Source organism: Saccharothrix sp. CB00851 (genome assembly GCF_001905065.1).
Taxonomy (GTDB): Bacteria; Actinomycetota; Actinomycetes; order Mycobacteriales; family Pseudonocardiaceae; genus Actinosynnema.
The window spans coordinates 125,147-141,571 of the sequence record NZ_LWLC01000010.1 but is presented as its reverse complement, the minus strand read 5'-3'; the positions used below and the strand labels follow the sequence as shown (position 1 = coordinate 141,571).

13 protein-coding genes are annotated in these 16,425 nt (G+C 71.6%); 8 read left to right on the top strand and 5 right to left on the bottom strand.

The window, feature by feature from the left end; genetic code table 11:
• Positions 1-512: 512 nt before the first annotated feature.
• Positions 513-4,058 (top strand): BTAD domain-containing putative transcriptional regulator, encoded by a 3,546-nt coding sequence (locus tag A6A25_RS11680; RefSeq protein ID WP_083668260.1) that lies wholly within the window; start codon positions 513-515, stop codon positions 4,056-4,058.
• A 45-nt stretch (positions 4,059-4,103) separates the two neighbouring features.
• Here A6A25_RS11680 and A6A25_RS11675 read toward each other — a convergent pair whose 3' ends face one another.
• From A6A25_RS11675 to A6A25_RS11665, 3 genes are read right to left on the bottom strand one after another with little or no spacing between them, the layout of a single operon-like run.
• Positions 4,104-5,243 (bottom strand): DegT/DnrJ/EryC1/StrS family aminotransferase, encoded by a 1,140-nt coding sequence (locus A6A25_RS11675; protein ID WP_073888507.1) that lies wholly within the window; start codon positions 5,241-5,243, stop codon positions 4,104-4,106.
• A 5-nt stretch (positions 5,244-5,248) separates the two neighbouring features.
• Positions 5,249-5,806: a cupin domain-containing protein gene (locus tag A6A25_RS11670; RefSeq protein ID WP_073888398.1), complete on the bottom strand. Its 558-nt coding sequence runs from the start codon at positions 5,804-5,806 to the stop codon at positions 5,249-5,251.
• Positions 5,794-6,927, bottom strand: a complete 1,134-nt coding sequence (locus A6A25_RS11665) for a type III polyketide synthase (protein WP_083668259.1) — start codon at positions 6,925-6,927, stop codon at positions 5,794-5,796. The genes A6A25_RS11670 and A6A25_RS11665 overlap by 13 nt, the downstream gene beginning before the upstream one ends.
• 475 nt (positions 6,928-7,402) lie before the next feature.
• On the opposite strand from A6A25_RS11665, the gene A6A25_RS11660 reads away from it, so the two are divergent.
• Together A6A25_RS11660 and A6A25_RS11655 are read left to right on the top strand one after the other, a co-directional pair.
• Positions 7,403-8,989, top strand: coding sequence for a class I adenylate-forming enzyme family protein (locus A6A25_RS11660; RefSeq protein ID WP_073888396.1), 1,587 nt, complete (start codon positions 7,403-7,405; stop codon positions 8,987-8,989).
• Positions 8,990-9,035: 46 nt separating this feature from the next.
• On the top strand, positions 9,036-10,106 hold the full coding sequence (locus A6A25_RS11655; RefSeq protein ID WP_241828599.1) for a methyltransferase: 1,071 nt from the start codon (positions 9,036-9,038) through the stop codon (positions 10,104-10,106).
• Between the two features lie 58 nt (positions 10,107-10,164).
• Here A6A25_RS11655 and A6A25_RS11650 read toward each other — a convergent pair whose 3' ends face one another.
• Complete coding sequence (locus A6A25_RS11650; protein WP_073888394.1) at positions 10,165-11,163, bottom strand: class I SAM-dependent methyltransferase; 999 nt, start codon at positions 11,161-11,163, stop codon at positions 10,165-10,167.
• A 192-nt stretch (positions 11,164-11,355) separates the two neighbouring features.
• The gene (gene wrbA, locus A6A25_RS11645) at positions 11,356-11,964 is read right to left on the bottom strand and encodes an NAD(P)H:quinone oxidoreductase (protein ID WP_073888392.1); all 609 of its coding nucleotides are present in this window, start codon (positions 11,962-11,964) and stop codon (positions 11,356-11,358) included.
• 202 nt (positions 11,965-12,166) lie between these two features.
• Between wrbA and sigJ the strand changes: the two genes are divergently transcribed.
• From sigJ to A6A25_RS46615, 5 genes are all read left to right on the top strand, one after another.
• Entirely contained in the window at positions 12,167-13,123 is a 957-nt protein-coding gene (gene sigJ / locus A6A25_RS11640; protein WP_073888390.1) for an RNA polymerase sigma factor SigJ, read from the top strand.
• A 194-nt stretch (positions 13,124-13,317) separates the two neighbouring features.
• Positions 13,318-14,388: a class I SAM-dependent methyltransferase gene (locus A6A25_RS11635; RefSeq protein WP_241828598.1), complete on the top strand. Its 1,071-nt coding sequence runs from the start codon at positions 13,318-13,320 to the stop codon at positions 14,386-14,388.
• Between the two features lie 80 nt (positions 14,389-14,468).
• Positions 14,469-14,948 carry a carboxymuconolactone decarboxylase family protein gene (locus A6A25_RS11630; protein WP_073888388.1) on the top strand — a complete coding sequence of 160 codons (480 nt, stop codon included), beginning with the start codon at positions 14,469-14,471 and terminating at the stop codon, positions 14,946-14,948.
• 10 nt (positions 14,949-14,958) lie between these two features.
• Complete coding sequence (locus A6A25_RS11625) at positions 14,959-15,852, top strand: LLM class F420-dependent oxidoreductase (RefSeq protein ID WP_073888386.1); 894 nt, start codon at positions 14,959-14,961, stop codon at positions 15,850-15,852.
• 19 nt (positions 15,853-15,871) lie between these two features.
• Positions 15,872-16,417 carry a helix-turn-helix domain-containing protein gene (locus A6A25_RS46615; RefSeq protein WP_338013202.1) on the top strand — a complete coding sequence of 182 codons (546 nt, stop codon included), beginning with the start codon at positions 15,872-15,874 and terminating at the stop codon, positions 16,415-16,417.
• Positions 16,418-16,425 lie beyond the last annotated feature (8 nt).

Here is a 16,425-nt window from a genome sequence, read left to right as displayed (position 1 = left end):
CAGACCGACGTGCCTGACCGGGCGGTGGTAGGGCACCCGGCGGGGCGCTGACCCGAGGCACGTCCGAACTCGAACCGAACCCGCGAGTGGCGCGGCGAACCCCGCATTGACGGGTGCGCCGAACCGGCCGATCGCGGGTGATTCGTGCGCGACGTGCACATTCCCACGCCAATCGGCGGGTGATCCGGTCCCGGTCGCACCGATGACCCCATTCGAATCGTCGAATGGCGCCCGTATCGGCATTGTCGAGGTTCGGTCAGGTTCGGCACGTCGTATCCGCCCAGGCCGATGTGATGCTATAGATGTAGGTGAGGCGAAAACGGGCGACTCGCTCCTTGCCGCGGTCGCCCCGGCCGAGTCGTTGACGACGAGTTGTGGAGTCATGGGAAAGGTAGGACCAATTCCGTGCACTCAGACCACGCGGGCACCGATTACCGTCACCGGTTCCGCACTTGCCGGCAAACCCGCGACGCGACACCCCGACCGCTCTGCCAAAACGCCCCGGAATTTGGATGAGGACCCGACGCACGACCGACGTGACAGTGGCCGGGACGACCCGCGGCACGCTGCCCGGCTCCGTCCGGTGGACCGAGGCGCAGCCGCCGAGCCGACGCGGTGCCGCGCGCGCCGCAGTGGAGCTGTACGCGTTGGGCCCGCTCGAAGCGGTGGTCGCCGAACAACTGGTGGACCTGGGCACGCCCAAGCAACGCGCGCTCCTCGCGCTGCTGGTGAGCCGGGTCGGCCAACCGGTAGCGGTGGACGTGATGCTGGAGGCGCTGTGGGCGGGGCACCCGCCGCCCTCGGCCATCACCTCGCTGCAGGCGTACGTGGCGAATCTGCGCAAGGTGCTGGAACCGCAGCGGGCGCCGCGGACACCGGCGACCGTTTTGCGCACCTGCGCCCAGGGCTATCTGCTCGACGCCAACGCGGTGGACGTCGACGTCCACCGGTTCGGTGAACACGCCACGGCCGGCTGGCAGGCATTGGAACGGGGTGAATCCGGGCAGGCGTTGCGCGAGTTCGAGACCGGGTTGGCGCTGTGGCGTGGGCGGCCCTACTCGGAAGTCGCCAGTACCACGTGGGTCGCACCCGAAGTGGCGCGCCTGGACGAATTGCGATTATCGGTGGTCGAAGCGCGTTGCGCGGCACTGCTCGCGGTGGGTGCGCACGAAGTCGCGGTGGCCGAATTGGAAGCCTTCGTGCAGGCGCACCCGCTGCGCGAATACGGCTGTGAACTGCTCACCCTGGCGTTGTACCGGGCCGGCCGGCAGGCCGACGCGCTGAAGGTGCTGCGGACCATCCAGACGCGGCTGGCGGAGGAGCTGGGCGTCGATCCCCGGCCCGCGCTGAAGCAGCTCGAACACGAGATCCTGAACCAGTCGCCCGCGCTGGACTGGAGGCCGACCCCGACCCTCGTCGCCGCCGACGAGCCCGTGGTCGCACACAACGACGCGCCGGTCGCGCGGCCCACGCCGCCGGCGCCGGTCACGATCGTCACGACCAGCGCGCCCTCGCCGCCGGTCGCGGACGGCGAGGTCTTCGTCGGCCGTGAGGCGGAACTGCGGCAACTGGCCGACGCGCTGGCCGCGGCGTCGACCGGAAGCGGTCGGGTGGTCACGGTGTCCGGCGAGCCGGAGATCGGCAAGACCAGCCTGCTGCGGCGGTTCGCCGAACGGGTGGGCGTGCCGGTGCTCTGGGGCACCTGCCCGGAGCACGTCGACGCTCCGCCGCTGTGGCCCTGGGAGCAGGTGCTGCGCGCCGCGGTCACCCGCTTCCCCCTGGCCCCGACGCCGGAGCCGGTCGCACGGCTGCTGGACGGTGACAACCGGCGGCCGGCGGACGACGCGGACGTGGCCGGCGCCGAGCTGCGCCGGTTCGAGGCGATCGTCCACTACCTGACCTCCGCGTCGGACGAGGCGCCGTTCGCGGTGGTGCTCGACCACCTGCACCGGGCCGATCCGTGCTCGCTGCGGTTGCTGGCGCACCTGGCGGAGTCCGTGCCGGCGAGCCGGCTCCTGCTGGTCGTGTCCTACCGGTCGGAGGAGGCGGCGGTCCTGTCCCGGACGTTGGCCGCGCTGGCCCGCGCGGAGATGACCCGGATCGAGCTCACCGGCCTCGACCTGCGCCAGACCCGGAGCCTGGCGTGCGCCGTCCTCGGCCGCGAGGTCGACGGGCGCACCGCGCAGGAGCTGTGGGCACGCACCGAGGGCAACCCGTTCTTCCTGCGGGAACTCGTCAAGCTGTCGACCAGCGAGCAGCGCCAGGACCAACCGGTGCCAGTGCCCGTGCCGGTGCGCGAAGTGGTGCTGCGGCGCGTCGCCCGGCTGCCCCGGACGGCGGCCGAGCTGTTGAGGGTGGCGGCCATCGCCGGTCGCCAGTTCGACATCGAGGTCGTCGCCGAGGTCGCCTCGGTCGACATCGAGGCGGCACTGGAAGCCCTCGACACGGCGGTCGCGGCGGGCCTGGTGGTCGAGGAGCACGAACGGCTGGGCTGGTTCCGCTTCACCCATGCCCTGACCGCCGAGGTGCTCTACGAGACGACCGGCCGGCTGCGCCGTGCACTGGTGCACCGGCGGATCGGCGCGGCGGCGGCCAAGGTGTGGACCGACAGCACCGAGCGGGCCGCCGAGATCGCCCGGCACTGGCTGCCCGCCGCCGAACTCGACCCGACCGCCGCCGCGCAGGCCGCCGCCCACGCCGCCACCGCGGCCCGCGTCGCCGACACCGAGCTCGCACCCGAGGACGCGGCACGGCTGTGGCGGCAGGCCGTGGCCGCCGCCGACCTGGCCGACCGGGAGGACGTGGACCGGCACCCGCTGCTCGTCGGCCTGGGCACGGCCCTGTACCGGACGGAGAACTTCCGCGACGGGCTGGCGGTGTTCGTCCAGGCGATGGAGGCGCTCCTCGCGGCGCCCGGCGCACCGGACACGTCCCGGCTGGTCACCACGGCGCTCGCGGCCGTGGGCGAGCTCGACCTGGGGTCCACCGACCGGGGTGAGGTCGACCGACGGCTCGTCGACGTCCTGCACCGCGCCCGGCCGCACGTCACGGACCCCGTCCAGCACGCGCTCCTGCTGTCCTGCCTGGCCGTCGCCCGCCGCCCCGACGGTGACGCGGCGGGCCGGGCCGCGCTGTCGGACGAGGCGCTGGCCATCGCGTGGCTCTCGACCGAGAACGCGGAACTCGCCCACCTGCTGCACCTGCGCGCCGTGGCGCTCGACGGGCCCGACCACCTCGACCAGCGCCTCCAGGCGGCCACCGAGCTGCTGGCGCTGCCGGACCTGCCGCCGTCGACCGCGGCGCGGGCCAGGCGGATCCGGGCGCAGGTGCTCGTCACCCTCGGCCGGGTCGGCGAGGCCGCCACCGAACTGGACCTCGCGGCCGAGTACGCGGAGCGGCGGAATCCGGCCCTGGCGACCCGGCTGCGCTGGTCCCGGGCCGGTTTGCTGCTGCTCGGCGGTCGTTGGGCGGAAGCCGACGAGTTGAGCCTGGCGACCTACGACCGGTGCGCCCGGACGTCGTGGGCCGACGCCCGGTTCAACCGCGCGATCCAGCGCTGGGAGGCCGCGTACCTGACCGGCGACGGGCGGCACCTGGTCGACGAGCTGCGCTCCACCGCGGAATCGTCCGGTCGGCCCGCGTTGCAGGCGGTGCTGGTGATGGCGCTGGTCGAGGCGGGCCGGATGCGTGATGCCCGCATCGCCCTGCACCGCTTCCCGCGCGGGCCGGAAGAGGACCACTTGTGGCTCTACGGCCGGTGCTGGGCCCTGCTGGCCGCGGCACGGCTCGGCGAGACCGAACTGGTGGCCCGGTGGCGGGCCCAGCTGCTGCCGTACCGCCACCTGACGTGCTCGGCGCCCGATCTGGTGATCAGCGGGTCGGTGGCCTACTTCACCGCCGAGGCGGCCCTGGCGCTCGGTGACCCGGACGCGGCCCTGGCCGACCTCGCCGTCGCCACCGACACGATCCGGCGGATCGGCGCGGTGCCGTGGCTGGCCAGGGTGCGCGGCGCGGTCGAGCTGGCCCACCGGTTCGAGGCGGTCTCCGCACCCTGCTGACCGCGGCCGGTGACCGTGCTCGGCACGGTCACCGGCCGCGGGGCACTACACCCGGGTCGAGGCGTGGGCGCGGAGCGCGACGCGCAGGCTCGCCACGACGCGGTCCACCTGGTCCAGGGTCAGCTCGGCGTGCATCGGGACGGCGAACTGGCGGCGGAAGAGGTCCGCCGAGGTCGGGCAGTCCTGCTTGGCCTCGTACACGGGCTGCAGGTGACTGGCCCACGTGCCGTGCCCGCAGCCGATCCCCTGGGCGCGCAGGTCGGCGGCGACCCCGGCGCGGTCCACGTCCGGGTCGAGCGTCAGCAGGAAGGACTGCCAGGCGTGGGTGCGGTCCGACGGCACGTGCGGCAGCGTGACGAGCTCCTCGTCGGCGAGCAGTTCGGCGTACCGGGCCGCGACCGCGCGCCTGCGCTCCAGCAGCTCGCCGATGCGGCCCAGCTGCACCAGCAGGATCGCGGCGGCGATGTCGGACAGCTTGTAGTTGTAGCCGAGCGCGGTGAACTCGGGGATCGGCAGGCCGACCACCCGTGCCTGGTCGAAGATGCTGCCGATGCCGAACGACGACCGCAGCCTCGCACCGGCCGCGAGTGCCGGGTCGGCCGTGAGCAGCGCACCGCCCTCGCCGCTGGTGATGCCCTTGCGCCCGTGGAACGACAGGCAGGCCACCGGCGCCAGCGCACCCGCCTCCTGTCCCCGGTACGTCGCGCCGACCGCGCAGGCGGCGTCCTCCACGAGGAACAGCCCGTGCCGGTCCGTGATCGCGGTCAGCTCCGCGTAGTCGGCGGGCAGGCCCACGGTGTCCACCGCGATCACGCCCACCGTGCGCGGGGTGATCAGGGCCTCCACCGCCGCCGGGTCCACCGTGCCGGTGTCGGCGCGCACGTCGGCGAAGACGGGGACCCCGCCGACGTAGTGCACCGCGTGGGCCGGAGCCGGGAACGAGTAGTCGGCGACGATCACCTCGTCGCCCGGCTTGACGCCGAGTTCGAGCAGCGCCAGGTGGAGCGCGGAGCCGCAGTTGTTCAGCGCGACCGCGTCACCGACGCCGTAGCGCTCGATCAGCGCGGCCTCCAGCGCCTTGCCCTTCGGGCCCTGACCTGCCTGCCAGCCGGAGGCGAACACCTCCGCCACGGCCGCCAGTTCCTGCTCGCCCAGGCTCGCCTTGACCAGGGGGATCGGGTCCACCGCGGTCACCTCTCGCTCGCCAGTGGCGTGCCGACGTGCTGGAGCACGGGCGGTTCGAAGCGCAGCGGCGTGATCTGCTTGACGTCGTAACGGTCGCGCAGCCGCTGCACCGCCTCGGGGTCCACGTCGTCACCGGCCGCGAAGATCTCGCAGATCTCTTCGAAGTACCGCTCGTGGTCGGGCGCCGGGTAGCTCTGGAACAGCATGCGCGTCGGCTTGTCGGTGGGGTTGCGGAACGCGTGCGGCGTGTTGGTCGGGACGAACATGCAGCTGCCCGCGCCCGCCCGGACGACCCGGTCGCCGTTCGGCGACTCCCAGTCCTGCCAACGGTCCCCCTTGCGCTCGACCGGTTCGAACGCCAGGAGTTCGAGCTCACCGTCGAGGATGTAGAAGAACTCGCCCGTGCGCTCGTGGACGTGCGCGCCGACGTCGAACCCGGGCGGCACCACCACCTCGAACGTCGACATGGCGGAGCCGTCCGCCCCGGTGACCTTGAAGGTGACGTCCTGCGCCTTCGTGGTCAGCCTCCGACCTTGACCTGGTGGGACGATCAGGCCGTCCATGTGGCTTGCCTCCCTGCTTCGTGCGCGAAGTCCCGCTCGGAGTGGAATGCCGACGCGCCGCGTCGGCCCGGGATGTCGACGGCCCACCGGCCCACCGCCATCTCCGCGGTGATGCCCGGCCCGAACCCCGCGATCACGCCGGTCGCCCCCGGCGTGACCAGGTCTTCCTCGAACAGCCTGCGCAGCGCGTCCAGGACGACCGCGCTGGCGATGTTCCCGTGCTCGGTCAACGTCGCCCAGCTGTGCCGGAACGCGGTGCGGTCGACGCCGAGGAACTTGCTCAAGTCGTCCAGGATCCGCGGGCCGCCCGCGTGGATGATGTAGAAGTCGAGGTCGGCGACGTCCCAGCCGTGGTCGGAGGCCAGCTCGCGCAGCACGGGCGCGAGCGGTTCCATCGTCCCGGGCACGCGGCGGTCGAGCTGGAAGTGGAAGCCGGTGGACCGCACCGCGTACGAGATCCACTCCTCGGTGTTCGGGATGAGGTACGAGGCGTTGCGCTCCAGCGACACGCCGGTGCCGCCGCTGCCCCGCACCACGGCCGCCGCGACCGCGTCGCCGAACAACCCGTCGGACAGCAGCGAACCCACGCCGTCGTCATCGGGCTGGTAGCACAGGGAGCACAGCTCGCAGGAGACGATCAGCACGTTGGCCTCGGGGTAGGCCGTGCAGAAGTCGTGGGCCCGGCCGATCGCCGCGCCACCGGCCGCGCAACCCAGCTGCGCGATGGGGATCTGGCGGGTGTTGGACCGGAAGCCCATGGTGTTGATCAGCCACGCGGTCAGCGACGGCATCAGGAAACCGGTGCACGACACGTAGATGATGGCGTCCACGTCGTGCGCCACGATGCCCGCGTTCGCCAGGGCCTCCTCGATGACCTCGGGGCAGCGCTTCTTGGACTCGATCTCGTAGATGCGGTTGCGCTCCTCGAAACCGGGGTGGCGCAGGGTCTCCTCGATGGGCTGCACGATGTGCCGCTTCAGCACGCCCGTGTTCTGGATCAACCTCAGCGCCAGCGGGAGCTGCGGCTTCCCGGCGTGCACCCTCTCGGCGAACTCCAGGGTCTGTTCCATGGTGATGACGTGTTCCGGCACGCGCACCGACGGCTTGCACAAGATGGGCATGTCTGGCCGCAACCCCCTGCACGTAAGAGTGGTCCTCGAAACCCCGACGCCACCGTCTGCGGACAGCGTGTGGCTGCGACGGCGCGGTTCGAGGGTCGGCTCGGGCATACGCCCTGACTGTCCACCATGGCGCTTGTGATCGACTTGGCGCGGGCTTCTCGTGCCGCCAAGGCTTTCCGGTGCGCGGCAAGGCCGCCGGGCACCGTGCGCGGTGAGCTGTTCGGCCGGTCGCGGCCGGTACGCCAAGGTGCCGCCAAGTCGGGGCCAACCCGTTCGACAGTCCCGGCCAAGTCCGGGTGTCGATGCTGTTGCCGTGCGCGGGGTGGTGCCGCCGGGTCGCCGCGATCACGTCGTGCCCGGTCCTCGGCGAACGGTGTGCGGCCGCACCTCGGCGCTCGCCCGCGCGTGCCCTCGCGCTCCGCCGAGCCGGTGACGGCCCGACTCCTCGTCGAACACCCGGAAGGAGCAAGTCTGGATGAAGGGGTCCATGATCCACGACTCGATGTGGAAGCGCGGTCTCTACCCCGGCCTCGTGCCGGAGGTGGCCGCCGCCGCGAACGGTTCGACGCCGCTCACCCTCGACCACGACCTGGACGTGCTGCCCGAGGCCGGTCGGCGGATGACCGTGGCCGAGCTGGCCGGTCACGTGGACGACCTGGCCGGGCGCCTGTGGGCGGCCGGTGTCCGGCCCGCGGAGCACGTCGCGATCTACAAGACCGCCAACTTCGACGCCTGGGTGCTCGCCACCGCTGCGTCCCGGATCGGGGCGGTACCGGTGATGCTGTCGCCCGCCCTGAAGGGCCCGACCGTGGGCGCTCTGCTCGACCGGCTGGAACGGCCGCACCTGCTCACCGACGTGCCCAAGCTCGACGGACCCCTGGCCGAGGTGGCGCCGGCGGAGCGCACCGCGAGCGTCATCATCGTCGCCGGGAGCAGGCCGGGCACGGAGTCGCTGTCCGAGCTGGCCGGGTCGCCGCGCGTGCGACCGGTGTTCCGCGTCCCGGAGGAACCCGCGCTCATCACGCACACCTCCGGCACCACCGGTCTGCCCAAGCTCGTCGTGCACACGCCGCAGAGCATGCGCCTGCGGCTGCGGCCGCAGCAGGTGCTGCTGGCGTTGATGCGCAACCGGGAGACGGTCGCGATCCACATCCCGTTCGTGCACTCGCGGATGTTCGCCGCGATGGCGTTGGCGCTGGTGCGGGCGATGCCCGTGCTGCTGGTCAAGCAGTCCGACCCGGACGCCGTCACCGACCTGTTCCGCGAGCACCGGCCCGGGTTCCTGGAGGTGCTGCCCAACTCGTTGATGGAGTGGGAGGACCTCGCCGAGGACGAGCGTAAGCCGTTCGCGTCGATCAAGTACTTCAGCACCACGTTCGACGCGATCCACCCGCGCACGATCAGCAGGCTGCTCAAGTCGTCCGAACGGCGCTCGCCGCTGTTCTTCCAGATCTACGGGCAGAGCGAGGTCGGCCCGGCCGTCGGCAGGCCGTACTTCCCGCGGTCGGCGCACAAGGCCGACGGGCGCTGCGTCGGCTGGGCCATGCCGGGCTGCGCGCGGGTCCGCGTGGTGAGCCGGAACGGCAAGCGGCCGTCCAAGGACAACCCCGGCTTCATCGAGGTCCGCTGGAAGGGCAACGCCAAGACCTACTTCGGCGAGCAGGAGCGGTTCGACGAGAACCTGCGCGGCAAGTGGTGGCGCACCGGTGACGTCGGCTACTTCACCAAGCTCGGCTGCCTGCACATGCTCGACCGCGAGGTGGACATGATCCCGGGCGTGCAGAGCAGCCTGGAGGTCGAGGACGTCCTGCTGGGCAGGATCAGCGAGCTGAACGAGCTGGTCGTGGTCACCGGCCCGAAGGGCGAGGCGATCCCGGTGGTGTGCACCCACGACGACCGGCCGCTGGACCGCGACCGCTGGCGCGCGGCCGCCGCCGACTTCCCGCGGCTGGCCGACCCGATCCAGATCCCACTGGCCGAGCTGCCCCGCACCGCCACGATGAAGGTCCAGCGGATCGAGCTGTCCCGCCGGCTGCAGGACCAGCTGGGGCACCGCGCGTGACCCGGCCGAACTACGCGACACACGACCAACCGAGGAGATCGGCGCGATGACACCGGACGCAACGCTGGCGCGACTTCGTGACTACATGGTGGGACCCGCGCGGTTCATGAACCTGCTGTCCTGCTTCGAGCTCGGCATCGTCGACGCGCTGCGGGAGCAGCCGGGCCGGACCGCCGTCGACCTCGGCAAGGCCGTCGGCGCCAAGCCGGACGCGGTGGAGCAGCTGCTGCACCTGCCGGTCAAGGAGGGCTTCATCGCCTACGACGGCGAGTCCGGCGGCTACACCCTCGACGCGCTCGCCGACGTGCCCGTGCCCGACCTCAAACGGGCGCTCGCGTACATGAACCTGATCAAGGTCGTGGCGTTGCGGCAGCTGTACTACCTGACCGACAGCGTGCGGACCGGCACGGTCGTGGGCCTCAAGGAGCTGTACGGCTACGAGGGCACCCTGTACGGCGCCGTGGAACAGCACCGGGACCTGCGCGACGCGTGGTCGACGCTGATGGACAAGGTGACCGAGCGCATCGACCCGTGGTTCTTCGACAGCGTCGACATCCCGGCCGGTGCGCGGGTGCTGGACCTCGCCGGGAACACCGGGCTCGGCGCGATCCACACCTACCGGCACAAGGCGTCGCCGGGGCTGCACGTGACCACGTTCGACCTGCCCGAGAAGGAGCAGGAGTGCCTGGAGAACTTCCGGGCCAACGGCGTGGCCGAGCACTGCTCGTTCATCGGCGGCAACGTCTTCGAGAGCATCCCGCGGGGCTACGACGTGGTGCTGATCAAGCACTTCCTGGACATGTTCGACCAGGACGACGTGTTCCGCATCCTCGACGGCGTGCACCGGTCGCTCAACGACGGCGGGCAGGTCCACGTGATGGTGCCGGTCTACCCCGAGGACATCACGGACACCGACAACTACAACGTGGACTTCTTCCCCGCGTTCTTCCTCGGCGCCACGATGGGCCAGGGCGGGCCGCAGAAGCTGTCGACCTACCGGCGCTGGCTGGAGGAGCGCGGGTTCACCGTCACGCAGGCGATCGCCAAGGACCCGGCGGAGATCCCGAAGGACGTCATCCCCGTACCGGGCATCCTGTCCGCGACGAAGAACCCCTGAGCCGAACGCCGAACGCGGCCGTCCCCCGGTGGGACGGCCGCGTTCGGCGTTGTCGGGTTTATCGGGCGAAGATCAGGGTGGCGGGCGACCCGGTGGGCTGGAACGTGATGTCCTCGAAGCCCGCCTTGGTGAGCCACGCCTCGTAGTCCGCCCGCCGCCAGGTGCCGCCCTGCTTGCTCTTGAGCAGCATTTCGGAGGCGAACAGCAGGGCGAACGGCGGGCCACTCCGGTCGTCGTCGACCACGTAGTCGTTGACGACCAGCGTGCCGCCGGGCTTGAGGGCGTCCCGCAGCCTGGTGAAGGTCGCGGTGTTGTCCTCCGGGCCTTCCTGGTGCGCGATGTGGGAGTACACCGCGATGTCGTACTCGGCGAGGCCGAAGTCGGTGGTGTGCAGGTCGCCGTCGACGCAGGTGAACCGGTCCGCCACGCCCTTCTCGGCGAGCAGTCGGCGGGCGATCGCGTTGATCGGGCCCCAGTCGAGCTGGGTCGAGCGCGCGGCCGGGTTGAGCGCGAGCCAGCTCGCCGAGTAGACGCCCGACCCGCCGCCCACGTCCAGGATCGAGATCTCGCCGCGGTCGGCCAGCCCGAGCACCTCGGCGGCGATCTTCGCCACCGGGACGGACTGCGCGGCGATGGCGGTGACCACCCTCTCCCAGTGCGGGTTGTCGGCCACCTCGACCGTCGCGTCGGTCACCGGTCCACCGGCCCGCACCACGTCGGGCAGGGCCGTCAGGGCACCCATGTGGCCCAGCTTGAGCTTGGCGAACTCGCTCAGCGAGGCGGGCCGCCCCTCGACCAGGAACGCGGCCGCTTCAGGGGTGTTGCGGTACCGCCCGCCGCTCAGGTCCACCAATCCGAGGCTGACCAGGCCATCGAGCAGGGTTCGCGCGCCCCGCTCGGAGATCCCGGCCGCGGCGGCCAGTCGGTCCGCGGTGTCGGTGCCCGCGTCGAGGTGGGTGAACAGCGAGTGGCTCGCCGCCGCGCCGAGGATGCCGGTGGCCCAGTAGCCGTTGATGAGCTGCAATATCCGATCCGGCGTCGGTTGGGTGTCGTCCATGCCGCCTTCCTGGGTCCGGTGGGGCCGTGCGCCCGTACCGTCGCTCATCGGGCTTGCCACCGGCTTGGGGTCGACTTGGCGCACGGGATGACGGCGGCGCCCCGGGGGCGGTTCGGGCGGTGGAGGTGGTGCCGTGTGGGCAGCACCTCGCGGCGGCGACCCGGGTGGGTCGCCGCCGCGAGGTGCGGAGGCTCAGGCGGCGCGGCCGGCCTTCAGTGCCGCGGCCGTCTCGGCGACCCGGCGGGCCTGGTAGGCCACCGCCTGCAGGGCCACGTCGTTGGGCGCCTCGGCGCCGCCGACGTGGGACGCGCCGTAGGGGTTGCCCGACTGGAACTGGATCGGGTCGGTGTAGCCGGGGGGCACGATGATGCCGCCCCAGTGGTAGAAGGTGTTCGACAGCGCCAACAGGGTGGACTCCTGACCGCCGTGGGCGGTGTTGGAGGCGGTGAACGCCGAGTACACCTTGTTCGCGAGCTTGCCCGCGAACCACAGCGGACCGGTCGTGTCGATGAACGCCCGGAGCTGGCTGCTGGGGTTGCCGAACCGGGTCGGGGTGCCGAGCAGCACCGCGTCGGCCCAGTCGAGGTCGTCGTGCTGCGCCTGGACGACGTCCGCGGTGTCCTGCACGTGCTGCGCCCACGCCGGGTTGGCGGCGATCGCCTGCTCAGGGGCCGTCTCGGCCACCCTGCGGAGTCGCACCCGGGCGCCGGCCTTCTCCGCGCCCTCGGCCGCTGCCTGCGCCAAGGCGTGTACGGTGCCGGTGGCGCTGTAGTAGATGATGGCGACGTTCACGGAATCCATGATCGGTTTTCGTCCTTCACGGGTTGATCGTGTGGGCGGTGCCGGAGGGTGCGGCCGGCCGAGCGGGAGGGACTTCCGACCCCGGGGCACGACCGGTCTCCACCAGTACGACGACGCGATCCCCCGTAGTGTGAGGTGACGCGGCTCACTCCAGTACGTTGCCTCGTCGTCCAGGCGGAGGCGCGAGGCGAGGGGGTTCGACATGAGCACGCGGGCCGAGCACGGTGACGGCACGACCGACCCGGGCCTGAGCGCGATCATGAGCGAGCGCCGCCTGCTGATCAACCTCGCGTACCGGCTCCTGGGCTCGCTGGCCGACGCCGAGGACGTAGTGCAGGAGACCTACGCCCGCTGGTACGCCATGTCACCGTCGCAGCAGGACGCCATCGACTCCCCCGGCGCCTGGCTGACCAGGGTCGCCAGCCGGATCTGCCTGGACCAGCTCCGGTCGGCGCGGTCCCGCCGGGAGCGCTACGTCGGCGAGTGGATCCCGGAGCCGCTGCCCGACCACACCGAGTGGGTCGGCGGGCGGCCGGGCGGTGCCACCGTCGACCCGGCGGACCGCGTCACCCTGGACGAGTCGATCAACATGGCGCTGCTGGTGGTGCTGGAGTCGATGACGCCGGCGGAGCGGGTCGCGTTCATCCTCCACGACGTGTTCCGCTACCCGTTCACCGAAGTGGCCGAGATCGTCGGACGCACGCCCGCCGCCTGCCGCCAGCTCGCCACCTCCGCCCGGCGACGCGTGCGCGCGGCCCAGGCACCCGCCGGCGCGGCGGTCCGGCGTGCCGGCGTCGTCCGGGACTTCAAGCAGGCGTGGGAGGCCAAGGACATCGACGCCCTCATCGGCCTGCTCGACCCCGACGTCACGACGGTCGCCGACGGCGGCGGCCTGGCCAGCGCCGAACCACACCCCGTCGCGGGCGGCGAGCGGGTCGCGCGCTACTTCGCGGACCTCTTCGACCGGGTGCCCGGCCTGACGGTCCTGGAGCGCACGGTCAACGGCCAGCCCGGACTCGTCACGCAGCACGAGGGCGTCACCGTGACGGTGATGGCGTTCGACGTGGCGGGTGACCGGATCAAGCACATCTGGGCCGTGCGCAACCCCGAGAAGCTCCGCCCCTGGCCGGGAGCCGCCAAGCCGTCGCCAAGCCGCTGACCAGTCCGGGCCAAGTCCGGTGGCCGATGCTGCTGCCGCGCCCGAGGCGGTGCGCGGGTGCCACGGCCCGGTTCGGCGGCGGAGCGGTTGCCGGGCAGCCGTCGTGCCGGCAACCGTCGCGGGCCCTCCCGCACCCGCCGAGCGAGCGACGCCCGGCGCGGCGGTGGAGACGACAAACTCGAAGGATTGGTCGAATGACGCCTGAAGCCACGCTCGCCCGATTCCGCGACTACATGGTGGGACCCGCGCGGTTCATGAACCTGCTGTCCTGCTTCGAGCTCGGCCTGATCGACGCGCTTCGGGAGCAGCCCGGCCTGGACGCGGTGGCGCTCGGCAACGCCGTCGGCGCCAAGCCGGACGCCGTGGAACAGCTCCTGCACCTGCCGGTCAAGGAGGGTTTCGTCGCCTACGACGCGGCGACGGGCGGTTACTCCCTCGACGCCCTCGCCCGCCTGCCGGAGGCCGACCTCCAGCGGGTGCTCGTCTTCCTGGACCTGGTCAAGGTCACCATGCTCAGGCAGCTGTTCCACCTCACCGAGAGCGTGCGGGAGGGCACCGTCGTCGGCCTGAAGGAGTTCTACGGCTACGACGGGAACCTGTTCGGCGCCGTGGCCGAGCACAAGGACCTGCGCGAGTCGTGGGCGACGGCGATGGACGCCGGCACCGCCCGCGTCGACCCCTGGTTCTTCGACAACGTCGACATCCCGGTCGGCGCGCGCGTGCTCGACCTCGCCGGCAACACGGGTCTCGGCGCGATCAACACCTACCGGCTGAAGGCCTCCCCCGGGCTGCGCGTGACGACGTTCGACCTGCCGGAGAAGGAGCGGGAGTGCCTGGAGAACTTCCGCACCCACGGCGTGGCCGAGCACTGCTCGTTCCTCGGCGGTGACGTCTTCGAAGAGGTGCCGACGGGGTTCGACATCGTGCTGATCAGGCACTTCTTCACCCTGTTCGACAAGAGCGAGGTGCTCAGGATCCTGCGCAACGTCAACAAGTCGCTGGACGTCGGCGGGCAGGTGAACGTGCTGGTCCCGGTGTACCAGGACGACGTCCGCGAGCACGACTCCCGCTCGGTCGACTTCTACCCCGCGTTCTTCCTCGGCTGCGCGATGGGCCAGGGCGGGCCGCAGAAGCTGTCGACGTGGAGCGCCTGGCTGCAGGAGTGCGGGTTCGAGGTGACCAAGGTGACCGTCGAGGACCCGGCCGCCATCCCGGCGGACGCGCTGCCGCTGCAGGCCGTGCTGTCCGCGCGGAAAGCCGCCTGACCGTCCACTCGCTCCTCACATCCCGTCGGGCTGCTCCGTCGGAGATGTGCACACACCAGCACCTGTAGAGGAGCATCACCGTGGAAGCTCGCCTGGACCTCTTCGGCAACCCGGTTGCGGTCAAGGTCCTGAAGTACCTCACTTCGGCGCACAACGTGGTCGTGGGCACCAAGCTGCCGGCCACGACGGCGGAGTTGATGAGGCTGCGCGCCAGCCAGGTCAACGGCTGCGCGTTCTGCGTCGACATGCACACCAAGGAGGCCCTGCACGCCGGGGAGGACCCGGTGCGGCTCAGCCTGGTCGCGGCCTGGCGGGAGGCCACGGTGTTCACCGAGGCCGAGCGCGCCGCCCTGGAGCTGGCCGAGCAGGGCACCCGGATCGCCGACGCGGCCGGTGGTGTCCCGGACGAGGTTTGGGCCAACGCCGCCAAGCACTACGACGAGGAGCAGCTCGCCGCCATGGTGGCGCTCATCGCCATCATCAACGCCTTCAACCGCGTGAACGTCATCGCACAGCTGCCGCACGCCGGTGACTACGAGCCCGGCAAGGCACTCCTCTGAGGTGGGAACAATGAAGTTCGGTGTGTTCTCGATGAACTCCGACGAGGGCCTCGACCCCCTCGAACTCGCCCGTGAGGCCGAGGGGCTCGGGATCGAGTCGGTGTTCGTCCCCGACCACAGCCACGTGCCGGTGACCCGTTCGCTGCGGTTCGGCACGGGCAACGAGAAGACGGTCAACATCGCGGAGCGCAAGGACCTCAGCGACGGGTTCGAGGAAGCGGGCAGCGACATGCCCCGCGACTTCTACCGCAACCGCGAGCAGTTCGTGACGCTGACCGCGATGGCCGCGGTCACCTCGACGTTGCGCATCGGCACCGGCATCTGCCTGGTCGTGCAACGGGATCCCATCTGGCTGGCCAAGCAGGTCGCCACCCTGGACCAGCTGTCCAACGGGCGGTTGATCTTCGGTGTCGGCGTCGGCTCGCCGTGGAACCACGAGGAGATCCGCAACCACGGCACCGAGTACCGCACCCGGATGTCGCTGATGGCCGAGCGGATGGAGGCGATGCAGCGGATCTGGACCAACGACAAGGCCGAGTACCACGGCAAGTTCGTGGACTTCGACCCGATCTACTCGTGGCCGAAGCCGGCGCAGCGGCCGCGGCCGCCGGTGTTCCTCGGCGGTGACGGCCCCACCGTGCTCGACCGCGTGCTGGCGCTCGGTGACGGGTGGATGCCCGGTCACCACGCCGACGCGGGCCTGTTCAAGGCGCGGGTCACCGAATTGCGCGAACGTGCCGCCGCGGCCGGTCGCGGGCACATGGAGGTCACCGTCTTCCTCGCCCACCTCGACCGGCTGGACGACTACCAGGCGGCCGGTGTCGACCGCATCGTGGTCATGCTGCCGACCGGGTTGGAGCGGAAGTTCCTCAAGGAGGTAGCCGACACCATGAACGGCGCCTGACCGCACCGCTTCGGCCGCCCTGATCGAATCCAGGGCGGCCGGATCGGTCGAACCCGGAGCGGGGACTACCCCGGCACGCCCGTCGGGGCGAAGAACTCCTGCCGCGTCCGGGCGTCGTCACGCAGCGCGCCCAGTACCGGGGCCAGTCCACGAGCAGGTTGGCGAACTTGTCGAGCCCGAACAGCACCGGCGCCACCGTGAACACAGTGCGCAGCAGCAGGAACGCCTGGTAGGCCGGGTCGGATCGGACAGCCGGCGGTACTCCGGACACCTCGGTGGCCATGACTCCTCGCCGCACATCTCCGCCGTCGCGGCGCTGGACGAGCCGACCCGACGCCGGTTGTACGACTTCGTCGTGCGCCGGCACGCGCCGGTGAGCCGCGACGAAGCCGCCGAGGCCGTGGGCGTGCCGCGCACCACGGTCGCGTTCCACCTCGACCGACTGGTCGCCGAAGGGCTGCTGGAGGTCGTCCACGAACGCCGCAGCGGCCGCACCGGTCCCGGCGCGGCCCTCGCCTGGGACACCCTGCCCCGTCCGCTCGACGCGGTCCTCGCCGCCGTGTGACGCCCGGC

Coding starts and splice junctions, on each gene's coding strand:
- A6A25_RS11680 (WP_083668260.1), top strand. CDS start 513: ATGAGGACCCGACGCACGACCGACGTGACAGTGGCCGGGACGACCCGC.
- A6A25_RS11670 (WP_073888398.1), bottom strand. CDS start 5,806: ATGGACGGCCTGATCGTCCCACCAGGTCAAGGTCGGAGGCTGACCACG.
- A6A25_RS11665 (WP_083668259.1), bottom strand. CDS start 6,927: ATGCCCATCTTGTGCAAGCCGTCGGTGCGCGTGCCGGAACACGTCATC.
- A6A25_RS11660 (WP_073888396.1), top strand. CDS start 7,403: ATGAAGGGGTCCATGATCCACGACTCGATGTGGAAGCGCGGTCTCTAC.
- A6A25_RS11655 (WP_241828599.1), top strand. CDS start 9,036: ATGACACCGGACGCAACGCTGGCGCGACTTCGTGACTACATGGTGGGA.
- A6A25_RS11650 (WP_073888394.1), bottom strand. CDS start 11,163: ATGGACGACACCCAACCGACGCCGGATCGGATATTGCAGCTCATCAAC.
- wrbA (WP_073888392.1), bottom strand. CDS start 11,964: ATGGATTCCGTGAACGTCGCCATCATCTACTACAGCGCCACCGGCACC.
- sigJ (WP_073888390.1), top strand. CDS start 12,167: ATGAGCACGCGGGCCGAGCACGGTGACGGCACGACCGACCCGGGCCTG.
- A6A25_RS11635 (WP_241828598.1), top strand. CDS start 13,318: ATGACGCCTGAAGCCACGCTCGCCCGATTCCGCGACTACATGGTGGGA.
- A6A25_RS11625 (WP_073888386.1), top strand. CDS start 14,959: ATGAAGTTCGGTGTGTTCTCGATGAACTCCGACGAGGGCCTCGACCCC.